The 25,549-nt window shown below is 44.8% G+C and carries 20 protein-coding genes; 12 read left to right on the forward strand and 8 right to left on the reverse strand.

The features are described 5' to 3' along the window. Positions 1–62 precede the first annotated feature (62 nt). Both AB4558_RS16030 and AB4558_RS16035 read right to left on the reverse strand, forming a co-directional pair. Positions 63–1,316, reverse strand: coding sequence for an aromatic amino acid transport family protein (locus AB4558_RS16030; protein WP_017065422.1), 1,254 nt, complete (start codon positions 1,314–1,316; stop codon positions 63–65). A gap of 309 nt (positions 1,317–1,625) precedes the next feature. Continuing rightward, complete coding sequence (locus AB4558_RS16035; protein WP_372074218.1) at positions 1,626–2,225, reverse strand: CoA pyrophosphatase; 600 nt, start codon at positions 2,223–2,225, stop codon at positions 1,626–1,628. A gap of 303 nt (positions 2,226–2,528) precedes the next feature. On the opposite strand from AB4558_RS16035, the gene AB4558_RS16040 reads away from it, so the two are divergent. Together AB4558_RS16040 and AB4558_RS16045 are read left to right on the forward strand one after the other, a co-directional pair. After that, positions 2,529–3,071 carry a heme NO-binding domain-containing protein gene (locus AB4558_RS16040; protein WP_065584176.1) on the forward strand — a complete coding sequence of 181 codons (543 nt, stop codon included), beginning with the start codon at positions 2,529–2,531 and terminating at the stop codon, positions 3,069–3,071. A gap of 1 nt (position 3,072) precedes the next feature. After that, entirely contained in the window at positions 3,073–4,791 is a 1,719-nt protein-coding gene (locus AB4558_RS16045; protein WP_102320450.1) for an ATP-binding protein, read from the forward strand. A 162-nt stretch (positions 4,792–4,953) separates the two neighbouring features. Here the strand turns inward: AB4558_RS16045 and pabB are convergent, their stop codons facing one another. Next, positions 4,954–6,333, reverse strand: coding sequence for an aminodeoxychorismate synthase component I (gene pabB, locus AB4558_RS16050; RefSeq protein ID WP_017065426.1), 1,380 nt, complete (start codon positions 6,331–6,333; stop codon positions 4,954–4,956). A 254-nt stretch (positions 6,334–6,587) separates the two neighbouring features. Between pabB and AB4558_RS16055 the strand changes: the two genes are divergently transcribed. From AB4558_RS16055 to AB4558_RS16090, 8 genes are all read left to right on the forward strand, one after another. Beyond that, entirely contained in the window at positions 6,588–8,105 is a 1,518-nt protein-coding gene (locus AB4558_RS16055) for a fumarate hydratase (protein WP_017068776.1), read from the forward strand. A 163-nt stretch (positions 8,106–8,268) separates the two neighbouring features. Beyond that, the gene (locus AB4558_RS16060) at positions 8,269–8,454 is read left to right on the forward strand and encodes a hypothetical protein (protein ID WP_004734731.1); all 186 of its coding nucleotides are present in this window, start codon (positions 8,269–8,271) and stop codon (positions 8,452–8,454) included. 205 nt (positions 8,455–8,659) lie between these two features. After that, a complete protein-coding gene (locus AB4558_RS16065; RefSeq protein WP_372074220.1) occupies positions 8,660–10,033 on the forward strand; it encodes a YcjX family protein in 1,374 nt (457 codons plus the stop codon). A 14-nt stretch (positions 10,034–10,047) separates the two neighbouring features. Next, positions 10,048–11,100 carry a YcjF family protein gene (locus AB4558_RS16070; RefSeq protein WP_102333205.1) on the forward strand — a complete coding sequence of 351 codons (1,053 nt, stop codon included), beginning with the start codon at positions 10,048–10,050 and terminating at the stop codon, positions 11,098–11,100. Positions 11,101–11,223: 123 nt separating this feature from the next. Then, positions 11,224–12,768, forward strand: coding sequence for a transcriptional regulator TyrR (gene tyrR / locus AB4558_RS16075; RefSeq protein ID WP_136974821.1), 1,545 nt, complete (start codon positions 11,224–11,226; stop codon positions 12,766–12,768). Positions 12,769–12,786: 18 nt separating this feature from the next. Continuing rightward, positions 12,787–13,374 (forward strand): ribosomal protein S5-alanine N-acetyltransferase, encoded by a 588-nt coding sequence (gene rimJ, locus AB4558_RS16080; RefSeq protein WP_017065430.1) that lies wholly within the window; start codon positions 12,787–12,789, stop codon positions 13,372–13,374. Positions 13,375–13,538: 164 nt separating this feature from the next. Then, on the forward strand, positions 13,539–14,012 hold the full coding sequence (locus tag AB4558_RS16085; protein WP_017060433.1) for a DUF2947 domain-containing protein: 474 nt from the start codon (positions 13,539–13,541) through the stop codon (positions 14,010–14,012). Between the two features lie 268 nt (positions 14,013–14,280). After that, on the forward strand, positions 14,281–14,496 hold the full coding sequence (locus tag AB4558_RS16090; protein ID WP_017065431.1) for a hypothetical protein: 216 nt from the start codon (positions 14,281–14,283) through the stop codon (positions 14,494–14,496). A 171-nt stretch (positions 14,497–14,667) separates the two neighbouring features. On the opposite strand, the gene AB4558_RS16095 is transcribed toward AB4558_RS16090, so the two are convergent. From AB4558_RS16095 to AB4558_RS16105, 3 genes are all read right to left on the reverse strand, one after another. Further along, positions 14,668–17,520 carry an Hsp70 family protein gene (locus AB4558_RS16095; protein ID WP_372074222.1) on the reverse strand — a complete coding sequence of 951 codons (2,853 nt, stop codon included), beginning with the start codon at positions 17,518–17,520 and terminating at the stop codon, positions 14,668–14,670. 153 nt (positions 17,521–17,673) lie between these two features. Then, entirely contained in the window at positions 17,674–19,629 is a 1,956-nt protein-coding gene (locus tag AB4558_RS16100) for an Hsp70 family protein (protein WP_372074224.1), read from the reverse strand. Beyond that, complete coding sequence (locus tag AB4558_RS16105; protein WP_102258585.1) at positions 19,629–20,261, reverse strand: DUF2760 domain-containing protein; 633 nt, start codon at positions 20,259–20,261, stop codon at positions 19,629–19,631. The genes AB4558_RS16100 and AB4558_RS16105 overlap by 1 nt, the downstream gene beginning before the upstream one ends. 348 nt (positions 20,262–20,609) lie before the next feature. Here AB4558_RS16105 and AB4558_RS16110 point away from each other — a divergent pair, with 348 nt between their 5' ends. Both AB4558_RS16110 and AB4558_RS16115 read left to right on the forward strand, forming a co-directional pair. After that, a complete protein-coding gene (locus AB4558_RS16110) occupies positions 20,610–22,148 on the forward strand; it encodes a diguanylate cyclase domain-containing protein (protein ID WP_372074226.1) in 1,539 nt (512 codons plus the stop codon). Positions 22,149–22,235: 87 nt separating this feature from the next. Then, the gene (locus tag AB4558_RS16115; RefSeq protein ID WP_017068784.1) at positions 22,236–22,766 is read left to right on the forward strand and encodes a 3'-5' exonuclease; all 531 of its coding nucleotides are present in this window, start codon (positions 22,236–22,238) and stop codon (positions 22,764–22,766) included. Between the two features lie 122 nt (positions 22,767–22,888). Here the strand turns inward: AB4558_RS16115 and AB4558_RS16120 are convergent, their stop codons facing one another. Continuing rightward, the gene (locus AB4558_RS16120; protein ID WP_017060439.1) at positions 22,889–23,338 is read right to left on the reverse strand and encodes a TerB family tellurite resistance protein; all 450 of its coding nucleotides are present in this window, start codon (positions 23,336–23,338) and stop codon (positions 22,889–22,891) included. Positions 23,339–23,491: 153 nt separating this feature from the next. After that, complete coding sequence (locus AB4558_RS16125) at positions 23,492–25,519, reverse strand: alkaline phosphatase family protein (protein ID WP_372074228.1); 2,028 nt, start codon at positions 25,517–25,519, stop codon at positions 23,492–23,494. Between the last annotated feature and the right edge of the window lie 30 nt (positions 25,520–25,549).

Below are 25,549 nucleotides of genomic sequence, written 5' to 3' on the forward strand. Positions count from 1 at the left end.
TTATATTTTTTGTCTAATCTCGCGATATAAGATGGATGCCATCTTATAAAAAGGGCTTGAGATTAAAGAGCGCCGTAGATTACAGAACTAATAGCCGCTAGACCACATAAAGCTGTAAAGATTTGCACAGGTGCTGAAGTTTTGTACTTAGCCATAGCTGGTACTTTCTGCATCGCGAACACAGGCATTAGGAACAGGATAGCTGCAATCATTGGAGCACCCATTGTTTCAATCATACCTAGGATACTTGGGTTAACTACCGCAACAATCCAAGTTGTAACAACGATGAACGCTAGAGATGCTTTTTCAATCTTAGAGATTGAAGAACCAGAGCGAGACTTGATTAGACCAACAAGACCTTCGTGAGCACCTAGGAAGTGACCGAAGTAGCTAGAAGTAATCGCTGCGAACGCTACTAGAGGACCCATGTAAGAGATAAGTGGAGACTCATGTACGTTTGCTAGGTAAGAAAGAACAGAGATGTTCTGTGCTTGTGCTGTTGCTAGTTGCTCTGGAGATAGAGAAAGAACTACAGAGAATACGAAGAACATTACAAAACCCATCAGCATCATTGCTGCGCCGCCAGTGATCGCGTCAGTTTTCTTAACTGCGTTTTCACCGTATACACGACGTTGCTCTTTAGAGAACTGTGAAATGATTGGGCTGTGGTTGAAAGAGAACACGATGATTGGAATTGCAAGCCAGATAACAGAAGGCATTGTTGACCATTCAGGTGTTACTTCCATCATTGAAGTGTTCCAATCCGGAACTAGGTAGAAAGACAGTGCTAGTAGGATGAATACTAGTGGGTAAACCATTGCTGAAGTCGCTTTCAGCATCAGATCTTTACCGAATACAACACCTGTAGTCATAGCAAGGATAAGTGCACCAGAAAGAAGAGGACGAGGAATAGATTCCATACCCATTTGGTTTACTAGGAAAGAATCAACAGTGTTTGTGATACCAACACCGTAAATCAGAACGATTGGGTAGATAGCGAAAAAGTAAGCGAAAGTAATAAGGTTTGCGCCAGTCTTACCGAAGTGTTCTTCTACTGTATCTGTAATGTCAGCTTCAGGGTTTTTAGCAGACAGTACGAAACGAGCTAGAGATTTGTGTGCGAACCAAGTCATTGGTGCCGCAATTAGAGCTAGGATAACTAATGGCCAAAAACCACCCGCACCAGCTTTGATTGGAAGGAATAGTACGCCAGCACCAACTGCTGTACCGAATAGTGATAAACACCAGGTAAAATCTTTATAGTTAAACTTGCTTGAATCTTTAACGGCATTTGCCGAAGAAGTTGTTGTGTTCATGTTAAATTACTCATTTTTTGGGAACAGGAAATAAGTCGGGGCTAATTCTGCAGAATTTTCTTCTGCAAAAAATAGATCTAAATCATGTAATGAAACGGCGTGTCACATGATATGCGAAAAACGGATTTTTGATCACGAAAATAGCGTGCCACAGGTGATTTATGTTTATGCTTGGTATTACTTTTATTTATGCGAAAGGCGGGGTTGTATAGATTTATACCAGGGAAACGTTTGCGTAAAATTGCATTAATAAATCTGTTCCATAGAAAGTCTGGATTTTGTTAACAGAGATTAAACAAAACGTAGTTGCTATGTAATTTGTTGCACTACATGTTGCTGCAGTGAATGGATGATTTGCGCCGTAACGCCCCAAATTAGGTGCTCTTGGAAGGGCATAGCAAAAACTCGATGCTTGATTTGTTTAAAGTTAACAGTGTGGCTGTGTAACTTGGCTTGGTCTAAAACATAGGTAGCGGGCACCTCAAAAATTGAGGCAACTTCGTTCTCATCGATGATGGCTTTATAGTCAGGATCGACCATGGCAACAATCGGCGTCACAGAAAATTTACTAATAGTACTCAATGCTGGTAATTGCCCAATAATTTTAACTTGATCCGATCGAATTCCCACCTCCTCATGGAGCTCTCTGAGTGCAGTGAATTGCATAGAAGGGTCAGAAAGTTCGTGTTTACCACCAGGAAAGCTGACTTGGCCGGGGTGATGCTTTAAATGAGCCGCTCTTTTAGTAAAAATGACATGTAAACCATCTTCTCTTTCAACTAAACCTACCACCACTGCCGCTTTACGTAATTGCTCGCCACTGATGTGCGAAACACGCTCTACTGACTCAGGATGATAGCCAACGGTAGGGTTAAGTTGGAATTGCTGAAGGAAGTTTTCTTTATTCATATCAAGCCAATATATTGATTATTATGATTTTAAGTATAGACATAACCGTGGGTTGATTACCAATATCGAGTTTTTCTTCATTCACTTTCCCTCTTTTAGTTATCAATTGGGCGTCATGAGAGGCTGTTTACCGATGAATCTCCTCAAAATGACGATTTTTGCTATATTCAATATGTGCATACAGGCGAGTAAGCGTTACCCATGTCATAAAATTGGGTGACGAAACGTAGATTTTTTGTTTAAGAATTTGATAACAATAACTTAGTGGACCATTCTAAAAAGAAATAGAAGAAAAGGTATGAGATGAAAGGAATCATATTCACCGAATTTTTAGAGCTTGTTGAAGACAAGTTTGGGCTAGAGCTTTTGGAAGAAGTTCTAGAAATGTCAGAAGATGAAGGAATCTATACGTCGGTCGGCAGTTACGACCACAAAGACCTTGTCAGGTTGATTATCAACTTGAGTAAGAAAACCGATATTGATGCGGCAAGCTTGCAACGCGTGTTTGGGCAGTCTGTATTTAAGAACTTACTGGCCTCATTACCGAATAAAGCGAGCCTTGCTCACAGCAATACCACCTTTCAATTTATTCAGCACGTAGAGCGTTACATTCATGTTGAAGTGAAGAAGCTCTATCCAGATGCTGAGCCACCTGAATTCAGTTTTATCACCACGAACGAAGCACAACTTGTTTTTGACTACAAAAGCGCAAGGTGTATGTCTCATGTTTGCTTAGGGCTTATTGAAGGATGTGCTGAATACCACGGTGAATCTATCGCGGTGGAGATGACGCCACAAAATGATGACCAAAGCGTGGTTAGGTTTAATCTCAAAGTAGAAAAGTAATATGGATCTGGCATCTGCCCTAGAGAAGAAGCTTAAGCGTCAAATCGCGGCAAGGAAAGCGGCTGAAGGATTGTTGGAACAGAAGAGCCTCGAACTGTTCGAGGCTAACCAACAGCTTGAGCTTGCTTTGCGTCAGTTAGAAAAGCGCTCCAACGCGAATATACGCCGCATTGAATTCCAAGAACAAATCGACAACCTGTTGATTGATTTTGGGCGCGCGTTTCTAAGAAATGATCTCGATGATGTCATGCTATCTGAACTAACGACCAACGTGACTAACAGTTACTTAATCGAAGCCAGTCGTTTGATTCTACCTCCCAAGCTCATCCCTCAGTTACAGACCTATGATTATGGCGATGAGACTGTCGAGGTGTTAGAGCAAGACATTCAAGAACCTCATTGGCAAGACAACCTACTGACCGTGCCCTTAGAGGTTGAAAAAGTCATAGTTGGTGCGTTAATCGTCAGAGTCAGGTTGTTAGACCAAGACTACGAGTTTATCCAAAGCCAACTGTTGTTGGTCACGGACCTTATCTGCAGTGCCTTAACCCATCAACTAGCAATCAACCGAAATATTGAATCACGTAAACGAGCGGAAGAGTCCGAAAGGGCAACGCGTGACTTTGTGGCCATGATTAATCATGAGTTAAGAACTCCACTTAATGGCTTACTAGGCAGTGCCGAGTTGATCAGTGATACCGAACTGAATAGCTCTCAGCGTGAGATAGTGAACAACCTGAGCCAATCTGGAGAGTTTCTCCGAACCATCATTAATGATCTATTGGATTACAGCAAAATTAACGCAGGGATGTTAGAGCTTATTCCAAAGAAATTTGCCCTGAATGACTTGCGAAACACGATTGATAGTATTTTCGTCAATCGAGCAATCGAGAAGCAGCTTGAATTTAATATCAGTGTTGCGTCAAATGTTCCCTCCCATTTCCAAGGTGATTTAGAGCGCATCACTCAGCTGTTTGTGAACTTAATCGGTAATGCGATTAAATTTACAGAAGAAGGACATGTGAATGTCGATATCGAATGGGACAAAAACCAATTTGTTTTCTCTGTAGAAGATACCGGAGTCGGAATCGCTGAATCGGCGCATAAGACGCTGTTTGAACCTTTTACGCAGGCAGATAACTCAAGTAGTCGGAACTATGAGGGTACAGGACTTGGGTTAGCGATTTGTCGCAAACTGGTGGCTCTGATGAATGGTGATATTGGGGTGACCAGTGTCGTTGGTTCAGGCACGACGTTTACCATCTCGATTCCTCTTCAAGTTGTCGATGTTCCGGCAGAGAGTGATAGTGTCGCCAAGGGCTTTGAGTATGAGGCGGAATTGTCACTACTTAAAGTGCTGGTGGTTGATGATATTAAGATGAACCAGATCATCATCCAACAGATGCTTCGTAAACATGAGATTGAACCAGCTATCGCAAGCAATGGTGTCGAAGGGTTTGAGCTCGCGTCAGACAACGAATACGACATTGTATTCATGGATTGCAGAATGCCTGTTATGGACGGGTTTGAAGCAACAGAGAAGCTAAGAGAGAAGGGTTACGTTAAATCTATTGTGGCACTGACCGCCGGAACGACATTGGAAGAACGCGAACGTTGTATTCAGTGTGGAATGGATGACATTTTGAGTAAGCCTTACACCGCCAACGATCTGAAAGAGATGCTCAAGAAGTGGGGTGTCTCAGCGGTGAAGGTCGCTTAAACACGCGAATAAAGCGTTGTGAGTTATGTACTCTAACTTACAGACTAAAAAACCGAAGTGATCTTACGATCCTTCGGTTTCTTTTTATATCGAACTTTTGCTAGCCGTTAAGCTACGGAACTCGTCATTAAGTCGCGGAACTCGCAGTTAATGACACTAGGTTTAGCAATCTTCAAGTACCGGTAGAATTCGACTCAGCTTATCCAGTGTTTCTTGGTATTCAGAAGCACAATCACTATCAAATACCACACCACCGCCAGCCCAAGCATAAAGCGTGTTGTTCTCGGCGACTAATGTACGAATGGTAATACTGGTATCCATTCTGCCATTTCGGCTGATGTAGCCAATACTGCCGCAGTACGCTGAACGTCGATGCGGTTCTAACTCTTCAATGATCTGCATCGCGCGAACTTTTGGTGCGCCAGTAATCGAGCCTCCAGGGAAACAGGCTCTCAGAAGGTCAGTTGCAGAGTATTGGTCATCAAGGTCCGCTCGTATCGTGCTCACTAAGTGGTGCACGGCAGGGAAGCTTTCAATATCGAAGAGCTTTGGTACATGCACTGTGCCCGGTTTTGCTACTCGGCCAATGTCATTACGAAGTAGGTCGACGATCATCAAGTTTTCCGCCTGATCTTTATCGGCGCTTGCTAGGTCTTGCGCGTTGGCATTATCAATCATCGGGTCCTCAGAACGAGGTCGTGTGCCTTTGATTGGCTTGGTTTCAATGACGTTGTCTTTGAGTTCTAAGAAACGCTCTGGCGAAACACTGATGATTGCGCAGTCGGCCAAACGGATAAAACCCGAAAAGGGCGCTGAGTTGTACTGTTCTAACTTGTCATAAGCCAGCCATTCACTACCTTGGTATTGGGCATTGAAGCGCTGAGCTAAGTTAATCTGATAGCAGTCCCCGGATAACAGGTACTCTTGAACACTATCGAACTTAGTGGCGTAGCTCTCTTCGCTCATATTGGATTGCCACGGTGTGGTTAACCCAAAGGGCGCATGTGATAGGTGTGATTGAGCCATCTGCTGCATTAGCCAATCATGATGTTCATCGATATTGCTACCGACAATACACGCCGTTTTCAATTGGTGGTCAACGATAACAGCCCATTCATACAAGCCAACTGCCATGTCAGGTGCTTCAATATCACGCTTTGCGAGTGATGGAAGTGTCTCGACTCTGCGCCCTAAATCATAGCTAAAATAGCCTAAAGCGCCGCCAACGAATGGCAACTGAGTGTGCTCTTTAGTCGCAGGCAATAATTGTTGCTGATATTGGTCGAGTAGTTCGAAAGGATCAGAGTCTGAAACCTCGCACGTCTCATTAACATTAACGGTCGTTTCTGCACCGATTGTCTCGAAGGTGGCGATGGGTTGAGCAACTAAAATATCGTATCGACTATCAACGTGGCTTTCTGAAGCGGAGCGTAATAGCATTGCCCACGGCAGGTTTTCAATATGGGAAAACAGCTGTTTAGCTAAAGTTGATTGATATTCAAGCGGCTTGATTTGGATAGAGCGAAATTCGTTGTTATTCATTTGTTTAATTTGTGACAAAGAGTTCGATCACTGCATGGCGTGTGAGAGGAAGCAAGAGTATCATAAATTGAAAATAAAATGGGTTCTTGATTAGAACGGAGTAATCCAAGTGGTTTAGTTTAAAGCTATGCAAGCGATTGCTAAAGCAACTAAATACAGCTCAACACAATAAAAAGCTAAACCACCTAATTCGATTTGGCACATATAGTCAAACTGTGAACCCACATGGAACCAGAACAATAAAGAGGCATGCAATGACGGTTATTCGTAAGCAAGATGTGATCAGCAGTGTCGCTGACGCACTTCAGTACATTTCTTATTATCACCCTTTAGACTTTGTCCAAGCCCTAGAAAAAGCGTACGAGAAAGAAGAGAGCCAAGCAGCTAAAGATGCGATCGCTCAGATTCTTATCAACTCGCGCATGTCTGCGGAAGGCCATCGTCCAATTTGTCAGGATACGGGTATTGTTACTTGTTTCGTGAACATCGGTATGGATGTTAGGTGGGAAACGGATCAAACAGTACAACAGATGGTTGATGAAGGCGTTCGTCAAGCTTACAACAACCCAGATAACCCATTGCGTGCATCTGTCCTAATGGACCCTGCAGGTAAGCGTATTAATACCAAAGACAACACACCAGCGGTTGTCCACATTAATATGGTTCCAGGCAACAAAGTTGAAATTCAAATCGCGGCTAAGGGCGGCGGTTCTGAGAACAAAACCAAGATGGTTATGCTGAACCCTTCTGATGATATTGCAGAATGGGTAGAGAAGACGCTGCCAACAATGGGTGCAGGCTGGTGTCCACCGGGTATGCTAGGTATAGGCATCGGCGGTACGGCTGAGAAAGCAGCTGTGCTAGCGAAAGAATCTTTGATGGAACACATCGATATCCAAGAGCTTATCGAGAAAGGTCCTGAGAACGCAGAAGAAGAGCTTCGTTTAGACATCTTCAACCGTGTAAACAAGCTTGGCATTGGTGCACAAGGTCTTGGCGGTCTCACTACTGTGGTTGATGTAAAAATCAAAACAGCACCAACTCATGCTGCTTCTAAGCCTGTATGTTTGATCCCGAACTGTGCAGCAACGCGTCACGTTCACTTCACACTAGATGGCAGCGGCCCAGCAGAGCTAACGCCACCTAAGTTAGAAGAGTGGCCAGACATCACTTGGGAAGCGGGCGCAAATACACGTCGTGTTAACCTTGATGAAGTGACTAAAGAAGACGTACAAGAGTGGAAGACCGGCGAAACGGTTCTTCTGTCAGGTAAGATCTTAACCGGTCGTGATGCTGCTCATAAACGTATTCAAGGCATGCTAGAAAGCGGCGAAGGCTTACCAGCCGGCGTTGATTTCAAAGGCAAGTTCATTTACTACGTGGGTCCTGTTGATGCTGTAGGTGATGAAGCGGTAGGTCCTGCAGGCCCAACAACTTCAACACGTATGGATAAGTTCACTGACATGATGCTGAACGAAACTGGCATTATGGGCATGATCGGTAAAGCGGAACGTGGCCCTGCAACGGTTGAATCAATCAAAGAGCACAAAGCGGTTTACCTAATGGCGGTTGGCGGTGCAGCTTATTTAGTCGCGAAAGCAATTAAAAAAGCACGCGTTGTTGCGTTTGAAGATCTCGGTATGGAAGCGATTTACGAGTTTGAAGTTGAAGATATGCCTGTAACGGTAGCGGTTGACTCTAACGGCGTGAACGCACACCAGATCGGCCCTGACACGTGGAAAGTGAAGATTGCTGAAGCTGAGAAAGCGTAATTAACCGACGCCAAAAATCGTAATTGTCGCTAACTTCAGCGTTTGAATTGCAATTTTTGACAGAAAGTTAAAGACAAAAGTGCAGCATTATCTGCACTTTTGTCTTATTATCAATGATATAGTGATAAACACATAGTTTGATATAAGAACATAGGAGAGAGGAATGCCTCGTTTTATTCAGATCCTACAGATTATCTTGGCAGTGGTGATTGGTGCTTTTGTTGGCTACGACCTGATCTTGAAAGGGATCAGTATCTTTGATAATAAATACGTGACGATTACATGTGCGCTTTGGCTAATTGCAGAGATTGCACTGTTTGTTATCTACAAGTTGATTGAAGACGATTAAACGTCGGATATCGTACAAAAATTCTAAAGCCCCTGATTATGAATGTAGTCAGGGGCTTTTATTCATCTAGCATTAAGAATGTGTATTGCATACTCATCAACATCAAGATAAGCAAAAGTATACAAACTATCCCTACTGGGAAAGAACATAGGCTTGCCTCTCTATTATCATAACCAGCTAGCCTAACTATCACGGAGTCGTTCAAATGAAACACCTAACTCAAGAAGTGAGTGACTTTATAAGCAGAGGAACGGATTCTCATATTCGAGTAGCGGTCACGGGGCTTTCTCGTGCGGGTAAGACAGCATTCATAACTTCGCTGGTCAATCAGCTTCTTCATACGTCTACCCACAAAAATCTACCACTGCTTGCATCGGCGAGAGATGGAAGAATTATTGGCGCAAAGCGCATCCCGCAACACAACATGATGATCCCACGCTTCTCTTATGATGAAGCGATGGAGTCGTTGAATGCACAGCCACCAGAATGGCCGGTACCAACGCGTGATGTCAGTGAGATTCGTTTAGCCATCAAATATAAGCCTGCGAAGGGCGCAAAGAAGCTACTGAGTAAAAACAGCACCCTTTATCTCGATATTGTCGATTATCCAGGTGAATGGCTGCTTGATTTGCCGTTACTGGATATGGACTTCGATACCTGGAGCCAATCTCAGTTTGCCGCATTGAAAGGCGACAGAGAAACTTACTCGCAACAGTGGAACGTAATGCGTGGTGATATCGATTTGCTAGCAGAAGCGGACGAAAAGAAACTGGTCGCGATTGCCGATAGCTACACCCAGTACCTTCATACTTGTAAAAGTAACGGACTGCATTGGGTACAACCGGGTCGATTCGTATTACCGGGTGAGCTTGAAGGCGCGCCTGTGTTGCAATTCTTCCCGTGTCTCGCACCTGAGGGTAAGTTCTCAAAAACAAGTAACTATGCGGTACTGAAAGCGCGTTATGAAGAGTATCAACAGAAGGTCGTCAAAGCGTTCTACAAGAATCACTTCGCGACGTTCGACAGACAAATCGTGCTAGTGGATTGCTTACAGCCACTTAATGCGGGCTATGACTCTTTCATGGACATGCGTGGCGCGTTAGAACAGTTACTTAAGAGCTTTAAGTACGGTCGAAGCAATATCTTAAGACGTTTATTCGCGCCGAAGATCGACAAGATCTTGTTTGCAGCCACAAAAGCTGACCACGTGACACCGGATCAACATCCGAACTTGGTGTCACTGTTACAACAGATGGTGCATCCAGCTTGGCAGCAGGCGGCGTTTGAACACATCGACATGAGTTGTATGAGTATCGCGTCTATTCAAGCGACCAGCGCGGGTTATATCTCGTCGGGTTCAGACAATGTTCCGGCGTTGCAAGGTGTGACTTTGGATAATGTCCCTCAAACCATGTATCCGGGAGAGGTGCCGCGTAAGTTGCCTAATAAACAGTATTGGGAAACCAACCAGTTTGATTTCACGAGCTTTAGACCGATGGAGCAACATTCCGATGAGCCTTGCCAACATCTAAGAGTCGACAAGGTTTTAGAGTATCTCATTGGCGACAAGTTGAAGTAATTGAGGCAATCAAAATGAGTGAATTAAAAACAAAGCAGGTCTTTAATGAACCGTTGAAGACCTCTTTTGATGAGCAAGACAAGAGTGACGTTGGCCCGGATTTAGGCGCTCAACAACTGTTCACAGAGCAAGAGAAATTTGTCCCTGTCGCACCGCAAGTGAAAGCTGATCTTGATGGTGAAGCTGAGCAGCAATTGGAACAAGTGATTCGACCGAGCAAAAAGAAGAAGTGGTTTGGAACGGGTTTATTGGTCGCTTTCTCTGGCCTAGTTGGATGGCAGGCAATTGATTCGGTCATTACCGCGATTCAATCGGCTGACTGGCTGGCGTTAGGTTGGGCAGGCTTCATTGCTGCCATTGCTTCATTGGGTTTAGGCGCAATAGGCAAAGAGCTGTGGAAACTGCGTTCACTTAAAGATCACTTTAGTGTGCAAGAGCAGAGTGAAGAGCTACTCCAAAGTCAAAGTGTCGGCAAGGGCAAAGCGTTCTGTGAAAACATCGCCAAGCAAGGCGGCATTATCGCTGAGTCTCCTTCGTACGATAAGTGGCGAAACAGCATTAACCCTGCACACAGTGATGCAGAAGTGTTGGATATGTACGATGCGTTAGTCGTGAGTCAACAAGACAAAGTAGCGACTCAAATCGTCACTAAGTTTTCGACCGAATCGGCGGCTTTGGTCGCGGTGAGTCCATTGGCGGCGGCTGATATGTTGTTGGTGGCTTGGCGAAATTTCACCATGATAGACAAGCTTGCTGATGTGTATGGCATTGAGCTTGGCTACTGGTCTCGCATTAAGCTATTTAAACTGGTGTTAATCAACATGGCCGCTGCAGGAGCAAGTGAGCTCGCGATTGATGCAAGTATGGATCTCGTCTCGATGGATCTTGCAGGCAAAGTCTCTGCTCGAGCAGGGCAGGGGCTAGGTGTCGGTATCCTTACTGCAAGACTGGGCTTAAAAGCCATGACATTGCTGCGTCCTATGCCTTGGCATAACGAACGAAAAGTAAAACTGGCAGACCTCCGCAAAGCCGTCCTATCTGAAATAAAGCGTATCACTCTTAAATAAAGCATTTGAAGCTCAATAGTTTGAGAAGAAGAGTAAACATATGTTTACTCTTCTTCTTGACTGAACTCAGAGCTTAATCCACACTACTGTCAACTTATCCTGACACCTATAATAGGACTATTTGTGCGTCTTGAAGTATTGTGTGAAGACAGACTCGGCTTAACGCGTGAGTTGCTCGATATCTTGGCCTCAAAAAGCATTGATTTAAGAGGAATCGAAATTGATGTTAAAGGTATTATTTATCTAAACTGCCCTGATATTGATTTTGATGCTTTTAGTGAACTTATGGCTGAAATTCGCCGAATTTCAGGTGTGAAGGATGTACGTAAAATCCAATTTATGCCAAGCGAAAGGCATAACACAGAGCTGATTGCTCTGCTGGCAAACCTACCTGATCCTGTGATTGCGATTGACCTTAAAGGCTCAGTCGATATGGCTAACCACGCCGCATTGAGCCTCTTCAACAAACAAGAAGATGAAGTCATCGGTGAACCGCTCGCGACGTTTGTTCCTAGTTTTAACTTTGCTCGTTGGATCGAAGGCGATGTAACGCGCCATCGTGAAGTTGTCGTGTTGGATGGCTTAGATTTCTCTATTGAGATCCTGCCGATTTACCTTGGTGGTGATGTCAACGAAGCGGTACTGGCAAGCGCAGTAATGACGATTCGTTCTTGTAATCAAGAGATGAACTCGCCAGATTCAATCCCAGAACAGAACAACCTGGGTTTTGAACACTTTGTTGGTGTCTCTAATCGCCATAAAGCCTTGATCAGCCAAGCTAAGAAATTGGCTATGCTGGATCAGCCTCTATTAATTGAAGGCGATACAGGTACGGGTAAAGAGATGCTGGCGAAAGCGTGTCATAACCGTTCAAATCGATCGTCTTTCCCATTCTTGATTCTAAGCTGTGCATCGATGCCTGATGACGTAGCGGAAACGGAATTGTTTGGTCATGCGCCGGGTTCATTCAACCATGAGCAAGGTCATAAAGGCATTTTCGAGCAAGCGAATGGCGGTACGGTATTTTTAGATGAAATTGGCGAGATGAGCCCGCATCTACAAATCAAATTGCTGCGTTTCCTACAAGATGGTTCATTCCGTCGTGTTGGTGAAGAAGAAGAGATGCACGCTGATGTTCGTATTATTGCATCAACGCGCCACCGTCTTTCTGAATTAGCCGACTCGGGTTCGTTCCGTGAAGATTTGTTTTACCGCTTGAATGTACTGACTCTGTCTATCCCTGCATTGCGTGAACGCTCAAACGACGTAGCACCGCTATTGGAACTGTTCGTTGCAAAGTACGCGCAGCAGTTAGGTATGTTAAAACCAAAATTGACTCAAGAGTTAGTCGACCAGCTTGGTAATTACCAATGGCCGGGCAACATTCGTCAGTTAGACAACATGGTTCTACGCGCACTAACAGAGTTGGATTCAGACACGCTAACGGTTGAGCAATTCCACTTGCCACAGCTTGAAACAATGACGGCAGGAATGGCGAACCTGAGCTTAGATGGTTCGCTCGATGAAATCATGAAAGACTATGAATCTCAGATTCTAGAGAAGCTTTATCAGTCTTTCCCATCAAGCCGTAAGCTAGCAAAACGTTTGAATGTATCTCATACCTCAATTGCGAATAAGCTTCGTGATTACGGTATCAGAAAGAACTGATCGAATAAGAACAAGATTATGGAAGATTTGAGTACACCAGAGCGCATTTATAAGCATGATGGTAATCTGATTCTACGCACGGCTGAAATCGATGATGCTGGCATGATCAGCGAGTACTTTCAGGTTAACAGAGAGTATCTGAAACCTTGGGAACCGATTCGCGAAGACGCGTTCTTTGATAGAGCGAGTTGGGCGCAGCGACTGATCAAGTTAAACGAGCTTCATAAAATGGGGCTAGGCTATTACTGTTTACTGATTAACGCTGACTCTAATGAAATGTTAGGCACCATATCGTTCAGTAATTTGTCTCGTTTCCCGTTCTACGCTTGTAATGTCGGTTACTCATTGGCGCAAAGTGCACAGGGCCACGGTTACATGCGCAGAGGTTTGAACATGGCCAAAGACTACATGTTTGATGTGCAGAACATGCACCGCTTAATGGCGGGCTACATGCCTCACAACGAACGCAGTGCTGGCGTATTAGAACATCTTGGTTTTGTCCGAGAAGGTTTTGCTAAAGACTACCTACAGATTAACGGTAAATGGGAAGACCATATACTGACAGCATTAGTTAACCCAAATTGGGAAGATAGACGCGTTATTTAGCGGCAATATTGCTAAGACGTAGTACTAGTTAAAGGCAAATAGCTTTTAAACGTAAACAAAATTTAGACGCAGCGTATATCAAGCTTTGCTAATCGCCGCTGCATCAAAAAGAACAGATAGGCATGGTAAATCCATCAGCCTGAGCAGATATTTGAGGAATTTTGATGTCATACACAACTTTGGACGAATACCAAAGAAAATGGATTTTCACACACCAGTCAATGCCGCTTCCGGCAGAGGACTTGGAAAAGATTAAGCCAATGACACAGGCGAGAGCATCTCAGTTCTGGAAAGAGAACGTGAGCCCTCAAAGCCCAGACGCAGAACGACTGAGCTCGCAAGACTGGCCAAGCAAAGCATCGAACTGGAATGAAGAGATCAGTTGGATGGCGCATTGGGAAGCGGATGAGCCTGAAATGCCAGAAGAGATTCTTAACTTTATTGATTGGCAAGATGACGTAACTGTTTATTTTTGTTACGAAAAGTACAATGTTCTTGAAACCAAATGGGCGATTTTCAAGAAGCATTGGAAGAACTTCTTGTTCTACGATGATGGCCCGATTCTAATCGGTCGTCGTCGTTCAGAAGCCCTTTGGTTTGCTACCAATGGCAAGGTGAAAATTGGTAACCGTGCTTAACCTCGGTGTGATTTAATCGAGCTAGTGCTGGTAATCCGAGCAACAGATAGATAAACAAAAAGCGAGCATCGAGCTCGCTTTTTTTGTGCCTAATGATCTTCGAAGATCATGGGGAAAGACCCACTATTTGAGCCCAACTAAAAGTGACCATATCCACTCATTTAAAGCGAGTGAATTACGAAATTGAGATCGCTATCTCATTGGGTTAGTTGAAGTTTCATGGGGTTGAGCTATCTTTATATTACTGCCTTAGTGGAGGTGAAGTATTATGATTTGGGATACTCTCGAACGTGTAAATAAACTTCGCAAGGAAGCAATGGAGGATCCAGAGTTTTTGGATTCAGCAAAAATGCATGAGGAATGGCTTTTAAGCGAAACTCATAATCAATCGAACAAAGGAGCAAAAGAGAATAAACCGAAAAAACTATCTGACATTTATGAAAATACGGATTTTCCTATCAACCCAACTGGAACCAAACATTAACAATGATGAACTGCAACACGGCTAAGGCTCTTAACCAAAAAGCTATAAGTCGATTACACATACCAGCCTTAAGCCACCAATAAAAAAGCCACTTTCAACGAATCGAAAGTGGCTTTTTCTTTTCTTGCTAGCTTCTTTACCATTAGCAACGAAAGCTAATCGTTTTCAAACCTAGTTATTGATTAGGCTTAATCCGCTTGGTAACGCATCACCAAACACACGCTTAGATTCACTCTCAGAAAGCTCAGTCACTTCACTCACTAGTGTTAACCATGAGTCAGGTACCTTGCTTTGCTTAAGCTTCTCAATCACTTGATTGCGATAGTCGTCAGAGATATCAAACTGACGGTCACCGGTTTTTCGACAAATCATCACCGCTGCGAAGGCGATCATCTGCTCTTTCTGCCAGTTCTGTTCAAGCAGTTTTGGTAACCACTGTTCAGCTTGCTCTCTAGGAATTACGCTGTGTTGGCTGCCATACAAAGGCGTTCTTGATGCTAATCGTCCTAGCGCCCACCAGTGAGCCTGTTCAAATTGGTTATGGTTGATCGCTTTGCTTAAGAACCAACTTGCCAGCAGCACTTTGTCTTCAACCTCAAGTTGCTCAAGTGACGCCGCTAAACGGACCATGGCTTCATAACCATTATCTTGCGCATCTTTGGCTGTCTTAGGGTTCTTCATTGCACCTGGGTGAAGGTATTTAGCGATGTCAGCCAAGATACTCTCTTGCTGCTCTTGGTTTAATCCACCGGCAACACGACGCCAGAATACCCACCAGTCCGTCCAACCTTGGTGGTTCTGGAATTGAATGTTTTGTTGGTAAAGGCCCCAAATTTGTTCGATACGCCATGAGTCAGTCGGATCGCCAAAGCCTGGACGCAGCGAGTAACCCGCCAAACGCAGCCAGTTCTTCTCGTGTGCTTCTGAACGACGGCGGCGTTTACGACCTAATGAAAAGGTATCAAACAGATGGCGAAGGGTCGTGAAATCCCATTCATCACGCTTACCGAGTCGCTTCTCAAGATCTTTCGATAGTGTTTTGATCTCTTTTGATTCAGCACTCTTCTTGTTGCCGCTGTACAGACGAGAAATCAACTCCTTACATTCATCCAGTCTTGGGTGAAGTTTAGCGGTATCAGACTCATCACCTTGCTTGTTTCTTACTTCAAACTCGAGCAACCAACGCTTAGAGTCATCTTCTATACTCACACACTCCATTTTCAATGTGCCGACTTCGGTTAACTGACAAGCGAGCAGTACTTCAACACGCTCTTTTTGGTTGGCTTGAAGTTCTGCAGTACCTGAGCCTTCCAGCGTAGAAATATACGGTGGGAGAGGGGAAAACAAGTCGGCATCCACATTGACCATCACACCGTTTTGAATGGCGGTGTCATGAGCAATTTGATCGTGTGTTGAAGTCAGAAGATTAAATCGTACTGGCTCACCTAAAGTCAGCGAGAAACGACGGCTGTTCAAGCGTATCTCTTGGCCTTCTTCGGTTCCTTTGGCAAGCAGACAAAGCGCTTTACCCATCTTGTTTTTCTCTTGCAGATGCAAGAAGTAAGAACGGGCAGCACCGCCACCGATTTTCAGCTGTGCACCGCGGCGTGCTTTACCAAAGGCAACCGCGCCAAGGGCAACAGACCAATCTGGATGAGGGTTATCAAGCACTGTGATAGGAGAACCGTTCCAGTTGCCCAGTAGCTGAGTAATTCGCTCTGTTACCAGTTCACTGTTAAACACACCACCATTGAGCAGCACGCCAACTGGAATTGCAGGTTTGGTGTCATCGAACTCAATAGAGTCTGAGTTTTCCAATGCGGCTTTAGACACTTGTTGGTGCGTTGCTAGGAATTCTGCAACGTGCTTACTCACCGCAGGGTCAGCCACGTAAGGCAGACCAAACTCAACCACAGCACTGCGGCGTTTGTCGGGTGTTTCAGCAAACTCAGAAAGCGGGAAGAAACCTTCCAGTGCAATCTGATGAACTTCTTGTTTCGTTAAACCAATACTCTTGGTACCGCCAAGTAGCTTTGAGCCGCTGCCCAGCATGGTGATCTTCACATCGTCTGGCGCGTTAGCAGAAAGTAGGCTCTCTTTTGCGGCGCGAGTTTGTTGAATAAGCTTGGTTAAGCTTGAGGCATTCAGCTTTTTGTTTTGATTGAAGCGTTGCTCTGCAAGGTGGGCAAGGGCCAAATCTAGATTATCACCACCTAGCATTAAGTGTTCGCCAACACCGATACGGTCGAGTGCTAGCTCGCTATGACCAGCATTATCTGCATCGCTATTCTCATTGAAGCTGGCTTCAATTAAGCTCAAGTCGGTAGTACCACCGCCGACATCACACACTAAGATCAATGGGATCTGTTGAAGCTCTTCGGCAGCAGTTTGTTGGTGACGAGCATACCAGTCGTAACAAACCGCTTGAGGCTCTTCGAGTAATAGAATCTTACCTAAGCCAGCAAGCTCTGCCGCTTCAAGTGTCAGCTTACGTGCTGTCTCATCGAATGATGCAGGAACCGTTACAACAACATCTTGATCTTCAAGCTTGTTGCTTGGATTGCGGTAGTTCCATGCTTGGCGAATGTGATTCAGATAGCTCGCACTCGCGACAACTGGCGATACTTTATCGACATCCGCTGCGCCAGCCCAAGGTAGAATATCTGAGCTACGATCCACCGCTTGGTGTGACAGCCAACTCTTCGCACTCGATACTTGGCGGCCTTCTACCTTCGCACCCAGTTCACGAGCCCATTCACCGACGATAACGTTTTTGATATCGCCTTTTACTGGGCTTGGTTCCCACGGCATCGTCAGGTCAGAAGGGGAGATTTGACCTTGTGCTGGGTGGTAACGAAAGGATGGGAGTAAGGGCTTGCGAACCACTTCACCGGGGCCGATGAGTTGGTCAATATCGAAAAGAGAAACGGGAGCATGTTGTAGGTCGTCGTTGATTTCACAGTAAGCGACAACCGTATTGGTTGTACCTAAGTCAATGCCGACTAAAAAACGAGGAGTTGCCATACAAAACCTTATTCTTCCAGAGTGATGACCAGTTTTTTGATAGCTTTGGTCTTATTGTTGTTATTCGTAAACGTCATTCCTGAGAAACAGGCAGGACTAGATTGAGAAATGCATTGATAAAGTAACGGCACCCGCTAAGGTGCCGTTGATTCATTATGCTTGTTCGTTTGAGTCGTTATTCGAGTCTTCACGAACATCGAACTCAACGTGCCACTTCTGACCGTTGTCAGTAGCAATCGCTTCTAGGTGTAAGGTGCCTAGCTCAGTAACGCGAGAAGCCAAAGTCACTGGAACCACTTCACCTTCGCGACGGCCTTCAGAAACCGGCAATGTCACTTGGATTTCAGGAAGCTCATCAAGCTCTTCAGGCGCCCAGTGATCAAGGTGCGTACCCGCTTCATCTTCACGACGAATGGTTGAACCGAAGAACTGGAAGTGTACTGGCTGACCAATCACTAGACCGAATTCTTGGCTAGGTACTTGTACGCTTGAACCTTCTTCCATACCAAATGGTGCAACACACAAAGCTTCCATCGGAGGAGCCATACCTGGGATAGCTGGCATCGCGCTTTCAATTCCTACGTAGTAAGAAGAAGCGATACCACCGCGGATACGAACGCCTTGGCCACGACGAACTGCGCCGTAGTATGAAGCGCCACTTGCAACCGCTAGGTCTAAATCTAAACCTGAAAGCTGTTTTGCGAACTCTTCGTCAGCATTGATCAACCATTCGTTGATCGTATCTGAAAGACGATCAGCAAGTAGGTTCGATTTTAGAACACCACCATTGAACAGGATTGCTGTTGGCTTGATGAAGTCTGCCGCTGGCGCTTCTGACCCTTGCGTACCGGGCATACCGGGCATGTTTGCAAACGGGTTGAAATCTTGCTGAGCCGTTTCGCTATTTCCAGAAAGCGCATTCGCTTGCTTAGAAAGGAATGCGGCAATGTGACGAGTAATACCTGCGTCTTGAGCGTAAGGCAGACCCATTTGAGTCAGTGCGCCACGCGTCTTTTGTACAGGGTGCTCAGTTACAGCAACTTTAGGGAAGAAGCCGTCCACTAATGTTTGTTGAACTTCTTGCTGAGTCAGTTCTGTTTTCAGTGTTGCGCCAAGCAGTTTAGAACCACGGCTTGGAACAACGATAGGAACAGATTGCAGTTCAGCATCGTTAAGCAGTGCTTCTTTCGCATCACGACATGCGTGAGTCATTGCTTGAACCTGCCAAGGAGCCAGTTCTTTGCCTTCTTGAGCCAGTTTCATCTTCAGACGATACGCTAGAGCTAAGTCCATGTTGTCGCCGCCAAGTAGGATATGTTCACCTACTGCGATACGGTTCAGGCTTAGATTGCCATCGTCTTGTGTTACTTCAACTAAAGAAAGGTCAGTTGTGCCACCACCGATATCGACAACAAGCACGATGTCACCAACGTCTACTTCATCACGCCATGTGTCGTTGCTGTTATCAATCCAACTATAAAGTGCGGCTTGTGGTTCTTCTAGAAGAGTCAGGTGAGTGAAGCCCACATTACGTGCAGCTTCTGCCGTTAGGTCACGAGCCGCAGGGTCAAACGAAGCAGGGACGGTAATCGTTACATCTTGGTCTGCCAGTTTGTGTTCTGGATTCGCGTGATTCCAAGCATCTTTAAGGTGCTCAAGGTACAGTTCAGTGGTCTTAAGTGGCGATACTTTTTCAACTTCTTCAGGGCTGCCTGCAGGAAGAAATGCGTCGCGACGGTTTACACCACTGTGGCATAACCAAGATTTCGCGCTAGCGACCAAGCGAATAGGGGTCTTCGAACCAAGGTTACGAGCAATAGCACCAACCAGTGCTTTTGGCTCAGATGACCAAGGTAGAACGCGAGAACCTGAGTTCATTTCGTGTTCGTGCGGTTGGTATAGAAACGAGCCTAGTTGGCTGCGAGTTTCTACCGTACCAGGAGCCGTAAGTTGAGGGATTTGCATCACCTCAACGCGAGCGTCTTCATTGCTTGTGTCGATGTAAGACAAAACGCAGTGTGTTGTACCTAAATCGATACCAACACTGAACTTAGGCGCCTGATGTTCTTGTGAATGCTCTTGCGATGAAGAATGGTTTTGGTGTTCCATTATAGCTCCACCTCTGCCGGTGCAATTACAGATGCATCGTAGTTTTCAGCAAGCTTAGGCAGGTTCATGTTAGTTGCTTTCCAACCTTTGTGAACCAATGTGCCGTTGAATGGTGCGTTACCCGTTACGTTGCCAGTTAGGCGAATTTCTTGAGGGTTGAAACCTTCAGCAATAGTGATACGTGTTTCTTCATCTTCAGTGCGGATGTGAGACAGCGTTACGTAATCGGCTAATACTTTTTGACCGCCAGTGTGAATAACACGAGCTGCTGCGCCAACTTCTTCATCAGAGAATGACGTTAGGTCTTCTTTTAGGAAGTCAATTAAACGAGCTTCTTGCTGCATGATAGACAGTAGTTGCATTGCAGAATCTGTTGGTGCTGTTGCCAGCTTAGATTCAACTTCTACTACTTTTTCGATCACACGTTCAACTTCAACTACTTTCTCTACTTCGACAATTTTCTCAACTGGCTTTTCAACTTCAACGATCTTTTCTACTGGTTTTTCTACGACTTTCTCAACCACTTTGGTTTTACGAGAAACGGCAATTAACAGTAGTAAAACGCTTGATGCAGTTAGGCCTGCGTGAAGCATATCAAACGTTTGTGGGATTAGGTTCAAATCAACGATCATAGTGATTTCTCTTTAAAATTGATTTAACGGTATATTCGTCGGTTCAAAGGAATATACAGGTTGGAAAGAAACTCATTGGCACTAAGCCGAAACGGTCACTTTCAAGCTATAAATATGGATGGATACTAGCATATTCAAGGCTTAAGAGTGGTATTTAATGTTTTTAATCAAGTGGGTTTTTGGTGTGTTAGCTTGAAATTTAGTCGAGATTCGGTCGAATATTGGTCGTCGATGTGAGGGCAAGGTAAACAATGCCCGTTTTATGTCAGTTTTAAGACTAAACAGAAATGGAGCATGATTCCCTTCCGTTATATACTTTTAACTCATTAGAGACTATTTGGAAGCCACATGCCGCAAACTACCGACCCACTTACAGGGTTGAAGAGACGAACTCTCCCATTGGTCGTATTTTTGGTCAGTTTTTTGATTACTGTGTTGTGTTTTATATTAGTCGCGTTAAACCAAAACCGCGCGTTAAATATGAATTTGGATAGCTTTGCTACTCACCAGACACTGAGTTTGGAAGCGTTTATCGCTAATGACGTGGCTTACATTGGTTCTGGTGCTAATTTTTTCTACGCAAATGATCCTGAAAACTGGGATAAGTTTGATCGTTTTGCACAACAAACGATTAATGTTTCAAAAAGTCTAATTGGCTTGCAGTGGATGCAAAAAGTGGCAGCAGACGAGATTGCCGAGCATACCGCTAAGATGAAAGAAAAATACCCGTCTTGCGAGCTGTTCACTATTCCAAAACACGAAGCCAAAGTCTTTGGTTACATCTTAGATGGTGAGCCGGCGTTCATTGCTAGTGACCTGTATCCCAACACACAAGCAAACGACAATGTACTTGGCTTTTATTTTTCTCGTGAGCGCTTCAAGCTGGTTTTAGATAATATTAAACAGACACGTAAAGCGAATATTTCAGACAAAGTTCGCTTGCTTCAAGACGGCTTAGATCAAAATACACCAAAGACCGGCATGTTGGTTTATCACCCTGTGTTTGAAGGCGAAAGCGATAATCTACTTGGCGTTGTGATTGGTGTGGTTCGAACGACTTACTACTTTGAAAATCTACTGGCTTCGGCAGTGGGAGACATGGATGTCTATATTCGTGTTACCGATACGGGTTTCGAAGCAGAAGACTCCCCAATATTGTTTGAAACCGAGGGTTATGAAGCGGTATCTGGGCACCACATTACCAAAACAATCTCACTGACCAATCGAGATTGGAAGGTCGATTACAAAATAGATTCATGCATCTCTTTCTATGGTTATCTGGTATTAACCGGAATCGCGTTAGTCGGAACAACTATCTCATTGCTGTTGGCGTATATCGTTAATATGCAAATCCGAGAGAAAGAGCGCTTGTATCAAATGCTTGATAAAAGAACAGAAGAGCTTCGTTTTCTAGCCAACCACGACAGCCTGACCGAGGTTTATAACCGACGTGCTTTCAATAAGATGTTAGATAAAGCGATACAGCGAAATGAACCCTTTAGTCTCATCGGATTTGATGTCGACAAGTTCAAAGGCATTAACGACCAATTCGGTCACCCTGCAGGGGATGCTTTACTCATTCATGTAATTAAATTGATTTCAGTGAGCTTGAAAGAGGGGGATAACCTGTTTCGTATAGGTGGAGATGAGTTCTGTATCATTTCTAGTATTACAAACCATGAAGCCCTAGAACGATACTTACAATGTACTCTAAGAACAGTGAGCCAGTCTCATTGTGAGCACAAAGGTCGACAGCTCAGTTGTACTTTGAGTATTGGTGCTGCTATTTACGCTAATGAAAACACGGAAGAGATTCTGCAAAAAACAGACAGTATGCTCTATCAAAGTAAGTCGAATGGCCGAAATCGAGTGACAATTGCAGGCTAAATGAGCACTTGATACAACTAGGGTCGAGTTCTGTATTGGGCTCATGTACAATTTCACAAAATTTTTGACGAGAGAATTAGGCGACGTATGAATCACAATCGAGTTGTGTGTTTCGATTTGGAAATGTGCTGTTGGAGCGAAGACGGTGTGGGAACAACAGGAGAGATCATTGAAGTTGGTCTTGCTGAGATTGATCTAGCATCCGGTACTATCGTGAAGCGAGCACAATACTACGTTAAGCCAGAGAAAGACGAAGTCTCTCTATTCTGTGCCGAGTTAACGGGCATTACACCTCGTAAAATCGAAAAGCAGGGTCGCCCATTAGAGTCTGTCATCAAGTCGATGATTAAGAACTTTGGTGGTCCCAAAAAAATCTACGCAGCGTGGGGACGTGACGACCTTATCTTACACAAAGAGTGTATTGAAAAAGGCATCGAGCCTCCGTTTAGCGAGTTCTTAAACATCGCAACGCTTTACCGTGTTCAGAATCGCTTGAAAGACAAACGCATTGGTCACCGCGCTGCTCAAGAAGCCAAAAATATTGAGTGGGAAGGTCGTCAGCACTCGGGTTATGTCGATGCTTATAATCTTGCGAAACTCACATTAACTATGTTGTAGCTAAATTTTTAGCTCCTCTCAGCCCTGTTTAGTCAGCTTTCAGTTTACCGATTCAAAAAAGCGACCGGTTTCTTAACCCGTCGCTTTTATTTATTTCAGTTTCCAATTCATTATTTCAGGCACTAATTTTCGCCTAAAACACTTAACTTACTCTTGATGAAGTCACAGTGGTCGACGTAGAGCAGTTCTGCTGTTTTACGGATCACAGAATCTTCGATAGGGTCAATTTCCCCGTCGGCATGCGCTACTTCCCACATCGCTTTGATTAAGTCGATTCGCACTGGCTGAGATAGGTCTCTGAGTTGCGATGTAAAGTCATACAGCGATACTGATTGCTCTACTTTCGGCTCTGCTTGCGCGAGCAGTACCTTTGCTTGTTCTTCATCTAAATCCAGCAAACGCTGCAGAAGCTGTAGCTTAGCGACTCTTTCTGATTCATTGATCTGATGGTCGGCACCCGCGACTTCACACAACAAACTCGCGATGGCGATATTAGGTGATGTGCCTTGGTTTTTGCTTAGGTCCTGGCCTTCAATCAATTGTTTAAACATTGATGTGAGAGAATTGAACATAACGAGCTCCAGTTAAAATTTGTATCGAGTTCCGTAACGCTGATAGCTATCAACTATAACCATAAGCATAACTATTGGGTCTACAGAGTGTGATCGCAAGCGTCTTTACTAAAAACTGACATTACGGATACGCGAGCGATAAGGAGCATTTTATCAATCGGGCTCTGGGAAACGGGTAATTTTACCGTCGCCACTGAGTGTCGTGATCGATTGCGGTTTCCCATCAGTGTCTAGCCTCAATTCTCCAATCGCACTGCGGTTTGAAAGGCGATAGAAGGTCTGATTGTCAGGGCTTCGCTTTTCGATCTTCAAGCGTTTACGCTTAGTGAAGTAGTTCAAAACTGAGCGAGGGCTGTATAACAGGCGGTCCCATACATCGCAGAATTTAAGCAGCGGAGCAGGGAACTGATTTTTAATACCACTGCAGGTGATTTGATAGATGTTCGGGCTGTTGCGACGATACCTAAGCTTGATGTCATAAGCGAAGGAGTAGTGAACATCGCCAGAAAGTACCACGAAGTTGGTCGGTGTTTTGGTATGGGTAAAGATGCTGATCAGCGTATTAGCACTGCCCGGATGTGCCATCCAGTTTTCAGCGTCAATCACTAATGGCTTGCCGATTGTGGTCGCCATCTTTTGCAGTGTTTCAATAAACTTCACGCCAAACATCGGTGCAGCAGAAACGATCACCACTTTATCTTGATTCATTAACTGATGTTGAAACTCAATCAAGGCTTCCCAGTCCATTAAACCTGAAGGCTTGTTCATGCGTGACTCTGAACGCCAACGACGCGTACGAGTATCCAACACAATGACTTTGGGTGAGGTATCTATTATGTAATGCCACTCTTCAAAGCGACTCAGCATCTCAATAAAGGCTTGATGCTTGTCTGGCTCGATGTTGCCAATAGAGTGAGTAGTCGCTGCATTGCCGGCTTCATTATGAGTTTGTTTACTAATACGCGGTTGTTTAGCAATGAGCGGTTGATCGACAAAAAGCTGTTTTGCTTGCTCGATAAACGTTTCGTCGAAGCTCTCCGGTTTGTTACCCCAACCCTGACACATCCAGTAAGCCGCGAGGCCGTTACCTATTACTTGAGTGGCGAACTGGTTTTGGTCGACGGCATGTTCCCAACCCACGGTAAGGTTCCAATCATCCGTCAAATCGTGATCGTCAAAGATCATGTACGTTGGAATATGCGCGAACAGACGTTGCACTTGCGGTAAGCCAGCAATGAAATCATCCATGATGACGCTTTCATCACGCCATTGTTGCTGCTCAGTCGGTGTTAATTGGCGTCCACCTTGAGTGAAGTTATTCTCAATTAAACGCTCTCGATTGACGCATTGCCACAGTGTCGGAGACCAAACCAATAAGTACATCGCGATAAACTCAGACAGCGTGACCAAGTGGTTTTCACAATCGGTAGAGCTAAAAATCGGCACGCCACGGTTCGGGAATAACTTATCGAGCATGGATTCTGAAGCTGTGTGGTGCGGCAAATAGTGATGACGCTGGTATAAGTGGTATTCACTGTTATACAGAGCGTCACTGTTGTTGATTTGTTTAATTTGCGAGTCAGTCGGTAAGCTTTCGCCTACAAGGCCAAGCAGGTGAATCACTTGTTGAATAGCATCAAGTGTTGGGCCTGCCACATGGTCGGCGTAGATCTGATCGCCGCTCATCATCAGCATGTCGGGTCTTTCAGCGACGGTTTGATCGGCCATCTTGTTATCGGCTGCAACTAGGCTGTCTTTGCTTGGATGATGCGGGTTGCGGCAAGAGCCATGAAGAATGTAATCAGCTGAGGTCGATATCTTAAACTCAACGCGAGATTTACCGTTGTAAACAAGGTGAGGGGCGAGCTCTTTTAGTGAACCTGACTCTGTGTGAATGTCATATTCAAGCAGCGTATTAGTCGGAAACTCACCTTGTAAGCGAATTAGCGTTATCCACGCATGTGTACCGATTTGAATCGAATCATGTTCTTCAAGCGATGAGGTATAAAACGGCTGGTCTTGTGCTGCTTCAGAATCGTCTATTTCTTGAGTATGAAGCTCGGCTCTGCCTGTAAGAGGCGAGCTGGTGGCTAACCAAAGTACTACTTCAGTCGCGGTGGTTTTTCTTAAAATGGGTCCGGCGAGTAACAGGGGAAGAGATGATGTCGTAGAGGGTTTCAATACGGTACCTAAAATCGTTGGTGGCTAGTC

Source organism: Vibrio sp. 10N.222.51.C5 (assembly GCF_041474575.1).
Taxonomy (GTDB): domain Bacteria; phylum Pseudomonadota; class Gammaproteobacteria; order Enterobacterales; family Vibrionaceae; genus Vibrio; species Vibrio crassostreae_C.